Here is an 18,803-nt window from a genome sequence, read left to right as displayed (position 1 = left end):
GCTCCTCTCAGCTGCCGTGGCCATCAGAAGGCCAGGCGGTCGGTCGGGTTCGGGTTGAACGGCCGCGTGGTGGTCGCGGTGGGCGAGCAGAGCTCCCCGCAGTTCATCTGCTGCAGGGCCTCGGCGGCCGAGTACGGCTGCCGGGTCTGCGGGTTCAGCGACTGCCGGAGCTGCATGTACTGGTCGAACAGGTTGCCCGGCAGGGCGCGCACCTCGAAGTTCATCATCGAGTGGTACGAGCCGCAGTACTCCGCGCATCGGCCGACGAACGATCCCGGACGCTCGATCCGCTCGATGACCCAGGTGTTCTTCTGGTCGTTCTTCTCCGGGTCCGGCATGACGTCCCGCTTGAACAGGAACTCGGGGACCCAGAACGAGTGGATGACGTCCTCGGAGTGCTGCGTGAACGAGATGGGCCGGTCGGTCGGCAGGACGAGGAGCGGAACGTCCTCGGTGGTGCCGATCGTGGCGACCGGCTGGCCGGCGGGGGTGCGGGACTCCGGGTATGCGAACTCCCAGTTCCACTGGAAGGCGACGACGTCGACCTTGAGCTCGTTGCCCGCGGGCTGCCGGTCGACCACGTTCTGGACGACGACGGTGAAGTAGAAGAGCACCGCGACGATCACCAGCGGGATGACCGTGAGCACCAGCTCGAGCGGCAGGTTGTACTGGAACTGCCGCGGCAGTTCCGACGCGCCGGCCTTGCGGCGGTGGAACGCGACGGTCCAGGCGGTCAGACCCCAGACGATCACGCCGACGACGAGCGCGGCGATCGCGGACCAGGTCCACAGCTCGCGCATCATCCCGGCCTCGGGCGTGACGCCCACCGGCCAGCCGAAGCGGATCGCGTCCTGGAACGAGCAGCCCGTGGTCATGAGCGCCGTGACGACGCCGAGACCGGTGAGCTGTGCGGCTCGCGTCAGCCGTCGCCGCCGGGGGGTCGACACCTCCCCGGCCTGGGCAAGACTCCCTGCTCGGCGCACTGCTGGTTGCCCTCCTCGAGGCCGTGCGACCTGGGTGTTCGCGACGATGACGCCCACCCGAGGTCCGGACACGCGGAGCCTAGCCGAGCTGACTCCTACGCGCTGTCGGAGGGGCGCGGCGGGCGGGTCGGAGGCTGTCGGACCACCTCGCCATACTGACTCCCGTGTGCGGGCTGATGGGGTGGATCACCACCGAGCGGACGGGAGCACGACACGCCCAGGACCTCGAGGCGGCGCTGCCCTGCATGCGCCACCGTGGTCCGGACGAGGCGGGGACGTGGTCCGACGAGGACGTCGCCCTGGGCTTCGCGCGGTTGTCGATCATCGACGTGGAGGGGTCGCACCAGCCGCTGGAGTTCCCCGCCGCCGGGCACGGCGAGGCGACCGGGCGCTACCGGATCGTCTTCAACGGCGAGATCTACAACTACCTCGAGCTCCGGGCCGAGCTGACGCGCGAGCACGGCGTCACCTTCGCCACCGAGGGCGACACCGAGGCGATCGTCGCGGCCTACTCGGTGTGGGGCGCCGACGCCGTGCCCCGGCTGCGCGGCATGTTCACGTTCCTCATCTGGGACACCGTCGAGCGCGTGCTGTTCGGTGCCCGGGACCCGTTCGGCATCAAGCCGCTGTTCTTCGCCGCCGGCGCGCACGGCGTGGCCTTCAGCAGCGAGAAGAAGTGCCTGCTCGAGGTCCTCGACCCGCTCGGCGCCTCGACGGCGGCACCCGACCCCGAGGCCCTGCAGCACTACCTGACGCTGCAGTACGTCCCGGAGCCCGCGACGCTGCACCGCGGCGTGCGCCGGCTCGAGTCGGGCTGCTCGTTCACCATCTCCCCCGGCGAGCCGATCAGCGTGCAGCGGTACTTCACACCGCGCTTCGACGAGCGTCCGATCCCCCGGGGCGACGCCGCGGAGGAGACCCGCCGTCACGAGGAGATCACCGAGGTCCTGCGGGACTCGGTCGCCAAGCACATGCGTGCCGACGTCACCGTCGGCGCGTTCCTCTCGGGCGGCATCGACTCGACGGCGATCGCGGCGCTGGCCCGGGAGCACAACCCCGACCTGATCACCTTCACCACGGGGTTCGAGCGCGCCGGCTACTCGGAGGTCGACGTCGCCGCCGAGTCCGCGGCCGCGATCGGCGTGCAGCACGTGGTCAAGACGGTCACCGCGCAGGAGATGATGGACGCCCTGCCGTTGATCGTCTGGTACCTCGACGACCCGGTGGCCGACCCGGCGCTGGTCCCGCTGTACTTCGTGGCCCGCGAGGCCCGCAAGCACGTGAAGGTCGTGCTGTCCGGCGAGGGCGCCGACGAGCTCTTCGGCGGCTACACCATCTACAAGGAGCCGCTCTCCCTCGCCCCGTTCGAGGTGCTGCCGGGGGCGGTCCGCAAGCTCGCCGGGGCCCTCTCCGACCGGCTGCCCACCGGGATGCGGGGCAAGGACCTGCTGCGCCGCGGGGCCCTGCCGCTCGAGCAGCGCTACTACGGCAACGCCCGCAACTTCTTCCCCGCCCAGCTCGCCGACGTCCTGCGGTCGTACGACGACGAGCTCTCCCACGTCGACGTGACGGCCTCGTTCTACGAGGGCTCGCGCGACTGGAGCCCGGTCGCCCGGATGCAGCACGTCGACCTGTTCACCTGGCTGCGCGGCGACATCCTCGTCAAGGCCGACAAGATGACGATGGCCAACTCGCTGGAGCTGCGGGTCCCGTTCCTCGACCCCGAGGTGTTCCGGGTCGCGTCCGCGCTGCCGACCGACCAGAAGATCGCGCACGGCACCACGAAGTACGCCCTGCGCCGCGCGATCGAGGGCATCGTGCCGCCGCACGTGCTGCACCGCCGCAAGCTCGGGTTCCCGGTGCCGATCCGCCACTGGTTGGCCACCGACATGCTCGACTGGGCGCGCGGGATCGTCCGGGAGTCGCAGACCGACGCGATCCTCGACAAGGCGGCCGTGCTGCGGCTGATCGACGAGCACCGCAGCGGGCCCGTGGACCACTCGCGCCGCATCTGGACCCTGCTCGTGTTCATGCTCTGGCACGGCATCTTCGTGGAGCAGCGCATCCGGCCCGAGATCCCCGCGCCGGTGTACCCGGTCTATGCGTGACGTGGGCAGGGCAACGATCGGGCTGTCGGAGTCCGGCTGTTCACCTACGGTGATGCGTTGATCCGTAGCGAGTAGTCAACCGAGAGGATTCTCCGGCCCGATGGACGTACTGGGGATCGGCAACGCGATCGTCGACGTGCTCACGCAGACCGACGACGACACCATCACCGCCTTCGACCTGCCGAAGGGGGGCATGACGCTCGTCGACCAGGACCAGGCCGAGTCGCTCTACGCGAAGGCCGGCGAGACGACGGAGCGCTCGGGTGGGAGCGTGGCGAACTCCATCGCGATCGCGGCCGCGCTCGGCTCCGACGCGGGCTACGTCGGCAAGGTGCACGACGACCAGCTCGGCACGTCGTTCACGAACTCCATCCGCAGCCACGGCGTGAGCTTCCGCACGCCGGCGCTGCACGAGGGCCCGTCGACGGCCCGCTGCCTGGTGCTCGTCACCCCGGACGGCGAGCGGACCATGGGCACCTACCTGGGTGCCTGCACCGCGCTCGGCCCGTCCGACATCGACCAGGACGAGGTCGCCGGCTCGGCGGTCACCCTGATCGAGGGCTACCTCGCCGACACCGAGCACGCCCGGGAGACGATCGGCAAGATCATCGACGCGTCGGCCAAGAGCGACGCGAGGGTCGCGCTGAGCCTCTCCGACGCCCTGTGCGTCGAGCGCCACCGGGAGTACTTCCGCGAGCTCGCGGCCGCGAACATCGACATCATCGTCGCCGACGAGGACGAGGTCGCGGCGCTGGTCGGCGACGACGGCATCGAGTCGCTGCTGAAGGACAACGGGGGCAACGTCGAGATCGTCGCCGTCACCCACGGCGCGAAGGGCTCGACGATCTACGGCGTGGGCGGGGTGCGCCACGAGATCGAGCCGCGGCCGGCCGACGAACTGGTCGACACCACCGGCGCGGGCGACGCCTACGCGGGCGGGTTCCTCCACGGCATCACCCACGGGCTGGACCTCGAGGTGGCCGGGCGCATCGGCTCGGTCGCCGCGTCGCACGTGGTCGCCCAGCTCGGCGCACAGCCGCCGGAGAACCTGAAGGCCAAGGTCGCCCAGGACGTGCCGCAGGCCGGCTGAGGCATCCTCCCGAACGACACGAGCGGGCCGTTCGTCACGGAAGACCGTGATGAACGGCCCCTTCGTCCGTCAACACCCCCGGACACGACGAGAGCCCCGGCCCCGCGGGAAGCGGGACCGGGGCTCGTCGTCGGGAACGATCAGTTGAAGCTGTCGCCGCAGGCGCACGACCCCGTGGCGTTCGGGTTGTCGATGGTGAAGCCCTGCTTGTCGATGGTGTCGACGAAGTCGATCGTCGCGCCCTGCACGTACGGGGCGCTCATCCGGTCGACGGCCACCTTGAGGCCGGCGAAGTCACGGAAGAGGTCGCCGTCGAGGGTGCGGTCGTCGAAGAAGAGCTGGTAGCGCAGACCGGCGCAGCCCCCGGGCTGCACGGCGATGCGCAGGTGCATGTCGTCACGGCCCTCCTGGTCCAGCAGGGCCTTGGCCTTGCTCGAGGCCGCGTCGCTGAGCTCGACGCCGTGCTCCTCGGTCTTGGTGGGGTTCTCGACGGTCATGGTTCTCCCTGAGCTCCCGGTGCGTTTCGCGCCGTGCAACCTCGCCGGACGGCGGGATGTTCCCGCCCGGCGCGGCCCCGTCGTCTCCGAGCGGACCTCCGGACGACGGCGGGACGCGGCTCGCCTGCGATCTCCATGGTGGCACATCCCGGGCCGGTCATCACGCCGTCAGGAGGTGCCCGTGGCGGGCGGCACGGCGAAGCGCTGCCAACCGGCCCGTCGCACCAGGGCGAACCCGGCCACCACCAGCATCCAGACGACCTGCCAGCCCGTCCCCAGGACGAGGGCCGGCACCCCGGTGATCACCACCAGCAGGACCAGACCGTCGGTGTCGTCCATGACGACCCCCTCACTCCGGGGAGTCGTCCTCCCCGGGTCGCGGACCGGGCACGAGGGGCTCGGGACGCGGCGGCGGCAGCACTTCCGGCCGGAGGTCCGACCGGCCTCGGCGACCGCCCCAGTGGACCGCGATCCCCTCGGCCAACGTCGTCAGGGTGCCCGACGGATCGGCCATCGACGCCTCGACCGATCCGGCATTCGCATCAGTGGCGTACGCCCCGTGGATGCCCGCCTCGAAGGCCACCCGGGCGCCGACGTGGACCTGCCCCGCCAGCACCACGCAGGGCACGGACCGCGCCATGGCGGCGGCGGCCACGGCGGCGACCGCCGTGTCGCGCAGGGACCGGAACTCGAGGCTGCCCTCGCCGGTGACGACGAGGTCGGGCAGGTCGTCGTCGGCCGCCAGGTCCAGCAACCGGGCCGCCTCGCCGACCGGGGACCGCCGGATCTCGTCGGCGGTGGCCCCACGGGTCCAGCCGTCCGCGATCGCGGCCGCGGCCTCCTCGCCGGTGAGGGTGCCGCGGAACGCGTCCGGCGCGATGAGCACGCGCATGTCCCGCACCGTAGGACGTCCGCCCCCGCGACCGCGAGGACGGCGCTGCGAGGTGTCCGGATGCTGCGCCGGGTGTCCTATCCTGGACCCGTGAACTTCCTGCGCCGTGGCTCGTCCGCCCCCGAGAGCGCCGTCGTCGACGCGCCCGACGAGGCCGAGGACGTCGTCGCCGTCGGCTCCGCCCGGCGCAACCAGACGGCCGGCAAGGGCCGCCCCACCCGATCGCGCCGCGACGCCGAGGGACGCAGCCGCGGACCGGTGGCGCCCGCCCCGAAGACGCAGCGCGAGGCCATGAAGCGGGCGAAGTCGCTCCGCGGGGACAAGACGGAGCGGCGGCAGGCCGCGGCCGAGCGCCGCAAGCGGATGATGGCCGGCGACGACCGGGTGCTCCCGGTCCGCGACCGGGGCCCGGTCCGGGGCTACGTCCGCGACCTGGTCGACTCGCGCCGCCACCTCATGGGCCTGTTCATGCCGCTGGCGGTCCTGATCTTCATCACCGTCGTGATCCCGATCCCGGGCATCCAGAACATCGGCAGCCTGCTCTGCCTCTGCATGCTCGCCGCGATGGTCGTCGAGGGGACGCTCCTCGGCCGTCAGATCACCGCGCGGGTCCGGGCGAAGTTCCCCGACGAGGAGATCCGCGGCCTCTCCCTCGGCTGGTACGCGTTCACCCGCGCCACCCAGATCCGCAAGCTCCGGATGCCGGCGCCGCGGGTCTCCCCCGGCACCCCGGTCAGCTGAGCACGCTCGTCCTCGGCGGCACCCGCTCGGGGAAGTCGGCGTACGCGGAGGGCCTGGTCACCGCACCCCGGGCGGTGTACGTGGCGACCGCCCGGCCGGTGGCGCCGGACGACGACCCCGAGTGGGCCGACCGCATCGAGGCGCACCGCCGCCGTCGTCCCGTCGGCTGGGACACCGTCGAGGACGTCGACGGGTCCCGGACGCCGGAGGTGGTCCGGTCCCGGCCCGGACCGGTCATGGTGGACGACCTCGCGACGTGGGTGACCGGTCTGCTCGACGACGCCGGGTGGGTCCGCGACGCACCGTCGGTCGGCGCCGCCCGGGCGGACCTCGTGGCGGCGGTCCGCGCGCGGCCCGAGCCGCTCGTGCTGGTGTCGGCCGAGGTGGGGCTGGGCGTCGTCCCGTCGACGTCGGCCGGGCGCCGCTTCCGCGACGAGCTCGGACTGCTCAACGCGGAGCTGGCCGCGGTGTGCGACGAGGTGGTGCTCCTCGTGGCGGGTCTGCCGGTGCCGCTTAAGGTGGCTGCGCCAGGTGAGCACCCACGGTCGCCACAGCAACCGTGAGTGCTCACGAGCGACCGAAGGGAGCACCTCCAGCCATGCCGCCGGTGGCACCACCCGACGAGGCCGCCCGCGCCGATCTCCGTCGCCACCTCGACGGCCTCCCGCTGCCGACGCACGCGCTCGGCCGCCTCGAGGACGTCGCAGGTTGGCTCGCCGCCTGCCAGGCCCGCTCCCCCGCGCGCCCGCCCGCCGCGCCGCGCGTCGTGCTCTTCGCCGCCGAGCACGGGATCGCCGCCGCCGGCGTGTCCGCGTTCGCCGCCACGGAGACCCGGGCGCGTCTGGAGGCGGTCCGCAGCGGCACGTCGCCGACGAACTCGCTGGCCACCGTGGCCGGGGCCGACGTGCGGGTCGTCGAGGTCGGTGACGGCCCGAGCGGCCGCATCGACCGCGAGGACGCCCTGACCGTGGACGGGCTGCAGGAGGCGCTCGACGCCGGGGTCCGCGCGGCCGACGAGGCCGTCGACGAGGGGGCCGACCTGCTCGTCCCCGGCGACCTCGCCGTCGGCGTCTCCACCCCGGTCGCCGTGCTCGCGGCCGCGCTGTGCGCGCGGGAGCCGGTGGCCGTCGTCGGGCGGGGATCCGGCATCGACGACCTCGCGTGGATGCGCAAGGCGGCGGCGGTCCGCGACGCCCTGCGCCGGTCGAAGGCGGTCGGGCGCGACCCGGAGGGCCTGCTCCGCGTGGTCGGCGGCGCCGACCTCGCCGCCCTCGTCGGCTTCCTCACCCAGGCCGCACGCCGACGCACCCCCGTCCTGCTCGACGGGGCCGCGGTCTGCGTGGCCGCACTGCTGGCGGACGCCCGCAGCCCCGGCGCCCGCGCCTGGTGGCTCGCCGCGAGCCGCGACACCGAACCCGCCCAGGCCCTCGCGCTCGAGGTGCTCGGCCTCGACCCGCTGCTGCTGCTCGACCTGCGCGCCGGCGCCGCGACGGGCGCTCTCGCGGCGGTCCCCCTGGTCACCATGGCCGCGCGGGTGGCCGCGGGCTCGTGACCGACGTTCCCGACGGCAGGTCGGGGCGGCTCGGGGCGGTCCGGCTCGCGCTCTCGTTGTTCAGCGTGCTGCCCGTGCGCGCCGACGCGGTCGACCGACGGACGGCGGGTCGCGCCCTGACCCTCGCACCGGTCGTCGGGCTGATGCTGGGGGCCGTCGTCGGCGGGGTGGTGTGGGGTCTGCTGGCCCTCGGGGCCCCGGACCTGCTCGCGGGCACCGCCGGGGTCGCGGTCGGGGCGCTCGCGACCCGCGGCCTGCACCTCGACGGGCTCGCCGACCTCGCGGACGGGCTGGGCTCCTACGGCGACGCCGGGCGGATGCTCGCCGTCATGAAGGACCCGTCGACGGGGGCGTTCGGGGTGGTCACGCTCGTGGTCGTGCTCGGGGCGCAGGCGGCCGCTCTCCCGGCGGTCGCCCGGCACGGTGTCGTGGCCGTGGCCGTGGCGTGGGCGGCCGGACGGGCCTCGTTCTCCTGGTGCGCGCGCCGCGGGGTCCCGGCGGCGTCCGAGGGCGGGCTGGGCGCCCTGGTGGCGGGGACGCAGTCGGTGGCCGTCCCCGTCGGATGGCTCCTGGTGCTCGGCGCGGCCGCCGTGGTGGTCGACCCGTGGCGGGGACCGCTCGCAGTGGCCGTCGGGGCGATCGCGGCGGTCCTGCTCGCCCGCCACGCCGTGCGCCGCCTCGGCGGCGTCAACGGCGACGTGTTCGGGGCCGTCTCCGAGGTGACGGTGACGGTCGTGCTCGCCGGGCTTGCGCTCGGAGGCCCCTGAGGGCCTGCGACCCCGCGAGGGTGACGCCGGGCAGGCCGGGCCGGAGCCCACGCTGCCTCACGTCACCCTCGTTCCGGGTGATCAGCCGAGCCGCGCCATCCACCCGTGCGGGTCGGGCGCCGCACCGCGCTGGATGTCGGTGAGCCGCTCGCGGAGCCGGGCGGTGACCGGGCCGGGCGTGCCGTCGCCGATCTCGAAGGACCCGCCGTCGTACTTGACCGACCCGACCGGCGTGATCACGGCGGCCGTGCCGCACGCGAACACCTCGCTGAGGCCGCCCGAGGCGACCTCCTTCTCCCACTCGTCGGTGGAGATGCGGCGCTCGGTGACGGTCGCGCCGTCCTCGCGGGCCAGCTCCAGCAGCGAGCGGCGGGTGATGCCCGGCAGCAGCGATCCGGACAGCTCCGGGGTGACGACCTCGTGGTGCCCCTGCGCGTCGGTGAAGACGAAGAACAGGTTCATGCCGCCCATCTCCTCGACCCACCGGTGCTCCAGCGCGTCGAGCCAGACCACCTGGTCGCAGCCCTGCGCGGCCGCCTGGGCCTGCGCGGCGAGCGAGGCGGCGTAGTTCCCGCCGCACTTCGCCTCGCCGGTGCCGCCGGGGACGGCGCGCACGTAGTCCGTGGACAGCCACACGCTGACCGGCGCGAGCCCGCGCGGGAAGTAGGCCCCGGCCGGCGACGCGATCAGCAGGTAGAGGTACTCCTCGCTGGGCCGCACCCCGAGACCGGACGACGACCCGATCATGAACGGCCGCAGGTACAGCGACTCCTCGCCGCCGGCCGCCGGCACCCACCGGTGGTCGACCGCGAGCAGCTCCCGGATCGAGTCGAGGAACAGCTCCTCGGGCAGCGGCGGCATCGCGAGCCGCTCGGCCGACCGCGCCATGCGGGCCGCGTTGGCCCACGGGCGGAACGACGCGATCGACCCGTCGGGCTGCCGGTAGGCCTTCAGCCCCTCGAAGATGGTCTGGCTGTAGTGCAGCACCACCGACGCCGGGTCGATCTGCAGCGGCGCGTACGGCTCGACCCGCGCGTCGTGCCAGCCGTGGGCGGCGTCCCAGCGGATGGTGACCATGTGGTCGGTGAAGTACTTGCCGAACCCGGGCGCGGCGAGTACCTCCGCCACCCGCTCGTCCGTCGCCGGGGAGGGGTGCGGGAGAACCTCGAAGGCCGTGCTCGACATGGCGCTCACTCTAAACCGCACCCCCGACGGCGAACACGCCCTCGACGACGACGTCGTGGCTCGTCGGGGCGCCGAGCCCCACCGCCACCACCGCGGGCGCGCCGCCGCCGCGGGCCCGCACCACGAGCAGCCCCGTGCCGTGTCCGGGGTTCGGCAGGCCGAAGCCGCCGTCGGAGTCGGTCTCACCGCGCGCGATCCGGTGACCGGCGCCGTCGACGAGGGTCAGCACGGCCTCGACCGGCCGGCCTCCGCCGTCGTGCACCCGCCCGGTCAGCAGGGCCTCGACGTCGGGTCGTGGCGCGTCGCTGACGTCGGGTGCCTGCCGTGGGCCACCGCTGACGGCGGCAGGGGGCGCCATCCCCGCCGGGACCACGATGATCGGCCGGTCGGCGTGGGCGAACAGGGCGCGGTCGGCACTGGGCCGGGCGAGCGCGGCGAGGGGCCCGCCGTGGGGGCTGCCGACGACGATGGCACGGGCGTCCCGGGCGGTCGCGAGCTCGGCGAGGGCCGGGCCGACCGCGTCGTGGGTGGCGACCGGCGCCAGCGACTCGGCCACGACCCGCAGGTCGCCGCCGACGACGCCCGCCGCGTGGTCGAGCACCGCGGCGTCCGACCCGACGGCGTCGCCGATCACGGCGTCCTCGGCCACGTGCACCAGCAGCAGCGGGGCGTCGACGGTCCGGGCCAGGCGCGCGCCGGTGGTCAGCACGGTGTCCGCGTGCGGGGCGTCGTCGAGCGCCACGAGCACGGGACGTGCCACGGCGACCGGCACCGACCTGCCGTCGGGAACGCCCCCCTCCTCGGAGGACGTCTCCGCGGCGCGCAGCAGTCGGTGTGCGGTGGCGAGGACCAGGACGCCGATGGCGACGACGACGGCCGCGACCCAGAACGGCGTGTTCGGCAGGAACGCCTCGGCGAGGAGGCCGGAGACGAACGGGGCGAGGCCGCCGCCGAGGAAGCGCACGAAGCTGTACGAGGCGGAGGCGACCGGGCGCGGCACCGGCGCGACGGACATGACGGCCTGGGTGACCAGCGTGTTGTTGAGCCCGATCATCGCGCCCGCGACGATCACGGCGCCGATGACGACGCCCGGGGTGTCCTGGCCGATCGCGATCACGAGCAGGTCGAGCGCGAGCAGGCCGAGGACGACGTAGAGGACGCGCACGGTGCCGAAGCGGCGTTCGAGCGCGGGGGCGGCGAACACCGCGAAGACCGCGACGAGCACGCCCCAGGCGGTGAAGACGCCGCCGAGGCCGAGCGGGCCGAGGTCGCCCATCGAGTAGGGCGAGTAGGCCAGCAGCGTGAAGAAGCCCCAGTTGTAGGCGAAGGCGGTGAGGGCGATCGTCGCGAGACTGCGGTGGCGCAGGGCCGCGAGCGGGGCGCCCAGGGAGATCTTCTCGGTCGGCCTCGGGGTCCTGTCGAGCAGCACCAGGGTCGCGACGAGCGCGATCGCCATGAGCACCGCGACGCCGAAGAACGGCGCCCGCCAGCTCACGGAGCCGAGCAGGCCGCCCACGAGCGGCCCGAGGGCGATCCCGACGCCGAGCGCGGTCTCGTAGAGGATGATCGCGCCGGCGAAGCCGCCGGAGGCGCTCGCGACGATGACCGCGAGCGAGGTCGCGATGAACAGCGCGTTCCCGAGCCCCCAGCCGGCACGGAAGCCGACGATCTCGCCGATCGACCCCGAGAGACCGGCCAGGGCCGCGAACACGACGATGATCGCGAGCCCGATGACCAACGTGGCCTTGGCGCCGATGCGGCTGGAGACCCAGCCGGTCACCAGCATCGCCACCGCGGTGATCAGCAGGTAGCTGGTGAACAGCAGCGAGACCTGGGCGGGTGTGGCGGCGAGCTGCTGGGCGAGCGCGGGGAGGATCGGGTCCACGAGCCCGATGCCCATGAACGAGATGACGCAGGCGAACGCGACCGCCCAGACGGCCTTGGGTTGGCGAAACGGACTCGCCGGGGCATCGTGGGACATGTTTTAGTTGTACTGCGCTAAGTAAAAGGTGTCGATGACCCGTGGGTCACAGCTCCTCACGCCGGCCGTACGCGGGCCAGTCGCGCAGGTTGACCTGGTCGCACTCGGCCGCCATCGCGTCGATCTCCTCGGCGGACGCGCCCCGTTCGAGGCACTCCGCGAGACGGCGGAAGTACTCCTCGCGCGGAGCGCCGGGCACGAACAGGATGAGGAAGCGCGCCACGTCGTCGCCCACCGCCCGGAAGGCGTGCACCCCGTTGACCGGGACGTGCGCGAAGTCGCCCTCGCCGAGGGTCCGCCAGTCCTCGCCGCTCATCACCGCGAGCCGCCCGGAGACCACCCAGAACGACTCCGAGAACCCCTGGTGGTAGTGCGGGACCGCGCCCACCCGGCCCGGGACGGCCGCGGACTCGAAGAGCCCGAAGCCTCCCCCGACGGTCGTCCCGGGTGCGGTGAAGCGGGCCGGCCCGGCGACCTCGGCGTCGTCGCGGAAGCGGTAGACGCCGGGCGCGGCGTCGGGGTGGCTCGGGAAGCTCATCGGGGACTCACCGCACGTGGGAGGCGACGAAGGGCGGCGCCACGACCTCGCACTCGAGCGCGCGGCCACGGATGTCGACGCTGACCAGGTCACCCTCGGAGAGGCCTGCGGCAGTGTCCAGCAGGGCGAGCGCGATCCCGGTCCGCAGCGTCGGCGAGAAGGTGCCCGAGGTCGTCTCCCCCACCGGGGTCTCCCCCAGCTTCACCGTCATGTGTGCACGCGGGACGCCGCGCCCGGACGCCTTGAGCCCCCACGCCCGCCGTCGGGGACCCCGCTCGCGCTCGGCGAGCAGCGCCTCCCGCCCCCAGAACTCCTCCTTCTTCCACCCGACCGCGAAGCCGACCCGGGCCTGGACGGGCGTGATCTCCGGGCCGAGGTCCTGGCCGTGCAGCGGCAGCCCGGCCTCGGTGCGCAGCGTGTCGCGGGCGCCCAGCCCGGCGGGCAGGCCGCCCTGCTCGGCGACGACCGCCGCGAGCGCGTCCCACAGCGTCCCGGCGACCTCCGCGGGCGCGATGAGCTCGTAGCCGTGCTCGCCGGTGTAGCCCGTACGGCAGACGCGGATCTCCCGGTCCTCCCAGGTGCTGTCGACGAAGGCCATGTAGTCGAGGTCGACGTCCCCGGTGTCCGGCAGCACGCCGGTCTCCGCGAGGACGGTGCGCGACGACGGGCCCTGGACGGCGAGCACGACGTGCGCGTCGTGCTCGTCGGTCACCGTGATCCCCTCCGGCGCCACCGCGGCGAGCTGCCGGCCGACGCCCGCGGAGTTCGCGGCGTTCGGCACCGCGAAGACCTCGTCGTCGCCGACCAGGTAGAGGATCAGGTCGTCGACGACGCCGCCGTCCTCGGCGCAGCACAGCGTGTACTGGGCCTTGCCGGGAACGATGCGGCCGAGGTCGTTGGTCAGGCACCGGTCGACGAACCCCGCCGCGCCCGGTCCGGTGATCCGCACCTTGCCGAGGTGGCTGACGTCGAACAGGCCGACGGCCTCGCGGGTGGCCGTGTGCTCCGCGACCGTGCCGGAGTACTGGACGGGCATCTCCCAGCCGCCGAACGGCGCGAACGTGGCCCCGAGGGCCTCGTGGCGGGCGTGCAGGGGGCTCCGGCGCAGGTCCTGTCGCTGTGCGGTCACGGGTCCGGGACCGTACGGCACGGCACGCTGTCGGGGGGTCGTCCTAGCATGCGATCACAGTCCACCAGCAGCACCGGAGGCGCACCGATCGTGACTACCCTGCCCGACCTCGAACTCAGCGACGCCCAGGCGGCGGGGGCGGTCGTCGACGTGCTCGTCGTCGGTCTGCGCCCGGGGGCCGCGGCGGGCGACGGGGGCTCCACCGGGGACGCCGACGAGCCGGTCGCCCCGGTGCTGGTCGGCGCGCAGGACGTCGACGCCGCCTTCTCCGGCGAGCTCGCGTCGCTGCTGGCCCTGACGGGGGCCACGGGCAAGGCCGAGGAGGTCGTCAAGGTCCCGACGCGGGGGGCGATCACGTCGCCGGTGCTGCTCGCGGTGGGTCTGGGGCCGGAGTCGGCGCCCGCGGGGCTGCAGGGCGGCCCGGACGTGGCCGAGCAGGTGCGCCGGGCCTCGGGCGCCGCCGCACGGGCCCTGCCGAAGAACGCGACGACGATCGGGACGACGCTCTCCGCGCTCGACCTCGCCGCGGCCGTGGAGGGCACGGTGCTGGGCGCCTACTCCTTCACCGAGTACCGCACCGCCGACGACGGCCCGGCGCGGTCGGTCCACTTCCTGGGTTCCCCGCACGGCAGCGGCGGTGCCCCGGAGCGCGAGCGGGCCACCCTGGCCGACGCCGCGATGACCGCGCGGGCCGTGTGCGCGGCGCGCGACCTGATCAACACCCCGCCGAACGACCTGTACCCGGCGGAGTTCGCCCGCCGCGCCACCGAGCTGGCCGAGTCCGTGGGGCTCGGGGTGGAGGTGCTCGACGACGCGCAGCTGGCCGAGGGCGGGTACGGCGGGGTGCTCGGGGTCGGCGGTGGCTCGTCGCGGCCGCCGCGGCTCGTTCACCTGACCCACACCCACCCCGACGCCACGCGCACCGTCGCGCTGATCGGCAAGGGCATCACGTTCGACACCGGCGGCATCTCGATCAAGCCTGCCGCGAACATGGACCACATGACCTCGGACATGTCCGGGGCCGCCTGCGTGATCGCCGCGACCTGCCTCGCCGCCGAGCTGGACCTCGCGGTCAACGTGAGCGCGTGGGTGCCGATGGCCGAGAACATGCCCTCGGGCACCGCCTACCGCCCCGGCGACGTGCTCGCGATGTACGGCGGCAAGACCGTCGAGGTCCTCAACACCGACGCCGAGGGCCGGCTGATCCTGGCCGACGCCATCGTGCGGGCCTGCGAGGACGCCCCGGACTACCTGGTGGAGACCTCCACGCTCACGGGCGCACAGGTCGTGGCCCTGGGCTCGCGGACCGCGGGGATCATGGGCCAGGACGCCTTCCGCGACCGCGTGACGGCGGCCGCGGCGTCGGTCGGCGAGGGCGCGTGGGCCATGCCGCTGCCCGAGGAGCTGCGCGGCGACCTCGACTCACGGGTGGCCGACATCGCGAACGTCACCAACCACCGCTTCGGCGGGATGCTCGCGGCGGGCCTGTTCCTGCGCGAGTTCGTCGCCGACGGCGTGCCGTGGGCCCACGTCGACGTGGCCGGCCCGGCGTTCAACACCGGCGGACCGCACGGCTACACCCCGCGCGGGGGCACCGGGATGCCCGTGCGCACGCTCGCCGCGGTGCTCGCGGACGTGGCCGCGCACGGCTAGGACGATCACGTGGGCGGCCGGTTTGCCCGCGGTGGAAGGATGGTCAGCAGCGACCGGCTCCGACACGGGTTCTCGACGGACGGAGCCGGTGGTTCCCGGACGGCCCACACCTGCCGTCGGGAACGTCGCACGTCACACGCCGACGCGGGAGAAGTGAGTTGAGCGAGAGCGACACCTACGACGTCCTCATCCTGGGCGGAGGTTCCGGTGGTTACGCCTGCGCGTTGCGCGCGGCGCAGCTGGGGCTCTCGGTCGCCCTCGTCGAGCAGGACAAGCTCGGCGGTACCTGTCTGCACCGGGGCTGCATCCCCACGAAGGCGCTGCTGCACGCCGCCGAGGTGGCCGACAACGCCCGTGAGGGCGAGCAGATCGGGGTGAAGAGCTCCCTGTCGGGCATCGACATGAGCGGCGTGAACTCCTACAAGGACGGCGTCGTCGCGAAGCTCTACAAGGGCCTGCAGGGGCTGGTGAAGTCCCGCAAGGTCACCATGATCGAGGGCCACGGCCGCCTCGTCGGGCAGGACACCGTCGAGGTCGACGGCCAGCGCTACACCGGCCGCAACGTCGTGCTCGCGTCCGGCTCGTACTCGAAGACCCTGCCCGGCCTCGAGCTCGGTGGCCGCGTGATCACCTCCACCGAGGCGATCAACCTCGACTACGTGCCCGACCGCGTGGTCGTGCTCGGCGGCGGCGTCATCGGATGCGAGTTCGCGAGCGTCTGGAAGTCGTTCGGATCCGAGGTCACCATCGTCGAGGCCCTGCCGCACCTGGTGCCCAACGAGGACGAGTTCCTCTCCAAGCAGCTCGAGCGCCAGTTCCGCAAGCGCAAGATCGCCTTCAAGATCGGCACGAAGTTCACCGGCGTCGAGCAGACCGCCGACGCCGTGACGATCAGCCTGGAGAACGGCGAGCAGATCGAGGCCGACCTCCTGCTCGTCGCCGTGGGCCGCGGCCCCAACACCGCCGACCTCGGCTACGAGGAGCAGGGCGTCACCCTCGACCGCGGGTTCGTCCGCACCGACGAGCGGCTGCGCACCGGCGTGGGCTCGGTCTACGCCGTCGGCGACATCGTCCCCGGTCTGCAGCTCGCGCACCGCGGCTTCCAGCAGGGCATCTTCGTCGCCGAGGAGATCGCGGGACTCAACCCGCCGGTCATCGACGAGACGGGTATCCCGCGGGTCACCTACTGCGAGCCCGAGATCGCGTCGGTCGGCCTCACCGAGGCCCAGGCCAAGGAGGCCTACGGCGAGGTCGTCACCACCACCTACGACCTCGCGGGCAACGGCAAGTCGCAGATCCTGCGCACCGCCGGCGCCATCAAGCTGGTCAAGGGCGGCACGGGCGACGACGCCCCGGTGGTCGGCGTGCACATGATCGGCGCGCGGATCGGCGAGCTCGTCGGGGAGGCGCAGCTGGTCTACAACTGGGAGGCTCTGCCGGTCGAGGTCGCGAACCTCGTCCACGCCCACCCCACGCAGAACGAGGCGTTCGGCGAGGCGCACCTGGCCCTCGCCGGCAAGCCCCTGCACGCGCACGGCTGATCGCCCACACCGGTTTCGTAAGGGAGTACCGAGCACGATGGCCTACACCGTCCAGATGCCTGCTCTCGGCGAGAGCGTCACCGAGGGCACCATCACCCGGTGGCTGAAGCAGGAGGGCGACCACGTCGAGGTCGACGAGCCCCTGCTGGAGGTGTCGACGGACAAGGTCGACACCGAGATCCCCTCGCCGCAGGCGGGCATCCTGCAGCGGATCGTCGCGAACGAGGACGACACCGTCGAGATCGGCGGTGACCTCGCGGTCATCGGCGACGGTGACGGCGACTCGGGAGACTCCGGCGGCTCCGGGGGTGGGCAGGCCGAGGCGCAGTCCGAGCCGGAGCCCGAGCCCGAGCCCGAGCCCGAGCCGCAGTCGGAGCCCGAGCCGGAGCCGGCCCAGGCGTCGTCCGGCGGCAGCAGCTCCGGCGGGTCCGGGGGCGGCTCCGGCGGGGGTTCCGGGACGACGATCGAGATGCCGGCGCTCGGCGAGTCGGTCACCGAGGGCACGATCACCCGCTGGCTCAAGCAGGTCGGCGACTCCGTCGAGGTCGACGAGCCGCTGCTCGAGGTGTCCACGGACAAGGTCGACACCGAGATCCCGTCGCCGGTCGCGGGCACGCTGCTCGAGATCAAGGCGAACGAGGACGACACCGTCGAGGTCGGCGGGGCGCTCGCGGTGGTCGGCGACGGCTCGGCGGGGGGCGGCTCCGGCGGCGGGTCGGCGCAGCCCGAGGAGCAGTCGGGGCCCGACGCGCAGTCGTCGTCGGACACGCAGTCCGAGCCTGAGCCGCGGCAGGAGCAGCAGCAGCCCGAGCCCGAGTCGCAGCCGGCGGCCTCGGACGGGTCGAACACGGCCGAGAGCTCGAACGGCGCGGTGGCGGCCTCCGGGGCCGACGACTACGTCTCGCACGAGACCGAGCAGCCCGCGGGCCCGAGTGGCCCGGCGAACGCGGGATCGCTGGAGTCCGGCGGCGCACCGTCCAACGGCACGGGTGGCGGCGAGACGGCGGGGTCGCCCTACGTCACGCCGCTGGTGCGCAAGCTCGCCCAGGAGCGCGGGGTCGACCTGTCGTCGGTCTCGGGCACCGGGGTCGGCGGCCGTATCCGCAAGCAGGACGTGGTCGCCGCGGCCGAGGAGCAGGAGGCCGCGCAGAAGCAGGCCTCCGCCGCTCCCTCGGCGGACGAGCCGGCCGCGACCCCGTCCGACGGGTCGCAGGGCGCGGTGCACGGCGGCGAGGTGCAGAAGCCGGCGGCGGCCCGCAACTCCAACATCCCGACGCCGGACGACTCCGGCTTGCGCGGCACCACCCAGAAGCTCTCCCGGCGCCGCGCGACCATCGCCAAGCGCATGGTGGAGTCGCTGCAGACCTCCGCGCAGCTCACGACGGTGGTCGAGGCCGACGTCACCCGGATCGCCCGCCTGCGCGACCGGGCGAAGGCCGACTTCGAGCGCCGCGAGGGCGTCAAGCTGTCCTTCCTGCCGTTCATGGCGGTGGCCACCGTGGAGGCGCTCAAGGCGCACCCGCAGGTCAACGCCATGATCGACACGGAGAAGGGCGAGGTCACCTACCACGGTTCCGAGCACCTCGGCATCGCCGTGGACTCGCCGGCCGGGCTGATCGTGCCGGTCATCCACGACGCCGGGGACCTCAACCTCGGAGGACTGGCCCGCAAGATCGCCGACGTCGCCCAGCGGACGCGGGACAACAAGATCTCCCCGGACGAGCTGTCGGGCGGCACCTTCACGATCACCAACACGGGCTCGCGCGGCGCGCTGATCGACACCCCGATCATCAACCAGCCGCAGGTCGGCATCCTCGGCACCGGGGCCGTCGTCAAGAAGCCCGTGGTGGTCAGCGACAGCGAGGGCGGCGAGTCGATCGCCATCCGCTCGACGCTCTACCTGTGCCTGTCCTACGACCACCGCATCGTCGACGGTGCCGACGCCGCCCGGTTCCTCGGGTCGGTGAAGGCCCGCCTCGAGGCCGGTGCGTTCGAGGCGGACCTCGGGCTCGTCTGATCGCAGCAGTCCCTCGAAGGGCCCCGTCGCACCCGCGGCGGGGCCCTTCGCCCGTTCCGGGGCGCCGCGCCTCCGACGTGAGGGGAGGATCCGAGCGCTCTCGTGGGCCGAGGGTTCCCCTCACACGGG

The 18,803-nt window shown here is 73.5% G+C and carries 17 protein-coding genes; 9 read left to right on the top strand and 8 right to left on the bottom strand.

Annotation, left to right across the window (positions count from 1 at the left end; genetic code table 11):
• Positions 1–23 precede the first annotated feature (23 nt).
• Positions 24–947 carry an aa3-type cytochrome oxidase subunit II gene (gene ctaC / locus QSK00_RS14675; RefSeq protein WP_285591814.1) on the bottom strand — a complete coding sequence of 308 codons (924 nt, stop codon included), beginning with the start codon at positions 945–947 and terminating at the stop codon, positions 24–26.
• Positions 948–1,147: 200 nt separating this feature from the next.
• Here ctaC and asnB point away from each other — a divergent pair, with 200 nt between their 5' ends.
• Positions 1,148–3,091 carry an asparagine synthase (glutamine-hydrolyzing) gene (asnB, locus tag QSK00_RS14670; RefSeq protein WP_285591813.1) on the top strand — a complete coding sequence of 648 codons (1,944 nt, stop codon included), beginning with the start codon at positions 1,148–1,150 and terminating at the stop codon, positions 3,089–3,091.
• 100 nt (positions 3,092–3,191) lie between these two features.
• A complete protein-coding gene (locus QSK00_RS14665; protein WP_285591812.1) occupies positions 3,192–4,181 on the top strand; it encodes an adenosine kinase in 990 nt (329 codons plus the stop codon).
• 140 nt (positions 4,182–4,321) lie between these two features.
• On the opposite strand, the gene QSK00_RS14660 is transcribed toward QSK00_RS14665, so the two are convergent.
• The 3 genes from QSK00_RS14660 to QSK00_RS14650 form a co-directional block, all read right to left on the bottom strand.
• Positions 4,322–4,678, bottom strand: a complete 357-nt coding sequence (locus QSK00_RS14660; RefSeq protein ID WP_230759101.1) for a HesB/IscA family protein — start codon at positions 4,676–4,678, stop codon at positions 4,322–4,324.
• A 168-nt stretch (positions 4,679–4,846) separates the two neighbouring features.
• Positions 4,847–5,017, bottom strand: coding sequence for a hypothetical protein (locus tag QSK00_RS14655; RefSeq protein WP_285591811.1), 171 nt, complete (start codon positions 5,015–5,017; stop codon positions 4,847–4,849).
• Between the two features lie 10 nt (positions 5,018–5,027).
• Complete coding sequence (locus tag QSK00_RS14650) at positions 5,028–5,570, bottom strand: glycerate kinase (protein ID WP_285591810.1); 543 nt, start codon at positions 5,568–5,570, stop codon at positions 5,028–5,030.
• Positions 5,571–5,660: 90 nt separating this feature from the next.
• Here QSK00_RS14650 and QSK00_RS14645 point away from each other — a divergent pair, with 90 nt between their 5' ends.
• From QSK00_RS14645 to cobS, 4 genes are read left to right on the top strand one after another with little or no spacing between them, the layout of a single operon-like run.
• Positions 5,661–6,311, top strand: coding sequence for a DUF3043 domain-containing protein (locus QSK00_RS14645; RefSeq protein ID WP_285591808.1), 651 nt, complete (start codon positions 5,661–5,663; stop codon positions 6,309–6,311).
• Positions 6,308–6,874 carry a bifunctional adenosylcobinamide kinase/adenosylcobinamide-phosphate guanylyltransferase gene (locus QSK00_RS14640; protein WP_285591891.1) on the top strand — a complete coding sequence of 189 codons (567 nt, stop codon included), beginning with the start codon at positions 6,308–6,310 and terminating at the stop codon, positions 6,872–6,874. The genes QSK00_RS14645 and QSK00_RS14640 overlap by 4 nt, the downstream gene beginning before the upstream one ends.
• A gap of 35 nt (positions 6,875–6,909) precedes the next feature.
• A complete protein-coding gene (locus QSK00_RS14635) occupies positions 6,910–7,863 on the top strand; it encodes a nicotinate-nucleotide--dimethylbenzimidazole phosphoribosyltransferase (protein WP_352231139.1) in 954 nt (317 codons plus the stop codon).
• Positions 7,860–8,630 (top strand): adenosylcobinamide-GDP ribazoletransferase, encoded by a 771-nt coding sequence (gene cobS / locus QSK00_RS14630; RefSeq protein ID WP_285591807.1) that lies wholly within the window; start codon positions 7,860–7,862, stop codon positions 8,628–8,630. Before QSK00_RS14635 ends, cobS begins: the two co-directional genes overlap by 4 nt.
• Before the next feature lie 81 nt (positions 8,631–8,711).
• Here the strand turns inward: cobS and QSK00_RS14625 are convergent, their stop codons facing one another.
• Genes QSK00_RS14625 through gcvT form a run of 4 tightly spaced genes read right to left on the bottom strand, consistent with a single transcriptional unit; the run spans position 8,712 to position 13,463 of the window.
• Positions 8,712–9,815, bottom strand: coding sequence for a branched-chain amino acid aminotransferase (locus QSK00_RS14625; protein ID WP_285591806.1), 1,104 nt, complete (start codon positions 9,813–9,815; stop codon positions 8,712–8,714).
• A gap of 10 nt (positions 9,816–9,825) precedes the next feature.
• On the bottom strand, positions 9,826–11,796 hold the full coding sequence (locus tag QSK00_RS14620; RefSeq protein ID WP_285591805.1) for an MFS transporter: 1,971 nt from the start codon (positions 11,794–11,796) through the stop codon (positions 9,826–9,828).
• A gap of 46 nt (positions 11,797–11,842) precedes the next feature.
• Entirely contained in the window at positions 11,843–12,334 is a 492-nt protein-coding gene (locus tag QSK00_RS14615) for a cupin domain-containing protein (RefSeq protein ID WP_285591804.1), read from the bottom strand.
• A 7-nt stretch (positions 12,335–12,341) separates the two neighbouring features.
• Positions 12,342–13,463, bottom strand: coding sequence for a glycine cleavage system aminomethyltransferase GcvT (gcvT, locus tag QSK00_RS14610; RefSeq protein ID WP_285591803.1), 1,122 nt, complete (start codon positions 13,461–13,463; stop codon positions 12,342–12,344).
• Between the two features lie 90 nt (positions 13,464–13,553).
• Here gcvT and QSK00_RS14605 point away from each other — a divergent pair, with 90 nt between their 5' ends.
• From QSK00_RS14605 to sucB, 3 genes are all read left to right on the top strand, one after another.
• Positions 13,554–15,116 (top strand): leucyl aminopeptidase, encoded by a 1,563-nt coding sequence (locus tag QSK00_RS14605; protein WP_285591801.1) that lies wholly within the window; start codon positions 13,554–13,556, stop codon positions 15,114–15,116.
• Positions 15,117–15,274: 158 nt separating this feature from the next.
• Entirely contained in the window at positions 15,275–16,657 is a 1,383-nt protein-coding gene (lpdA, locus tag QSK00_RS14600) for a dihydrolipoyl dehydrogenase (RefSeq protein WP_285591799.1), read from the top strand.
• 37 nt (positions 16,658–16,694) lie between these two features.
• Positions 16,695–18,674, top strand: a complete 1,980-nt coding sequence (gene sucB, locus QSK00_RS14595; protein WP_285591798.1) for a 2-oxoglutarate dehydrogenase, E2 component, dihydrolipoamide succinyltransferase — start codon at positions 16,695–16,697, stop codon at positions 18,672–18,674.
• Positions 18,675–18,803: the final 129 nt, after the last annotated feature.

This window comes from Actinomycetospora sp. NBRC 106378, from assembly GCF_030269685.1.
GTDB lineage: Bacteria > Actinomycetota > Actinomycetes > Mycobacteriales > Pseudonocardiaceae > Actinomycetospora.
Note: the sequence above shows the minus strand (reverse complement) of the source record. Positions and strands in the feature narration are given on the sequence as shown.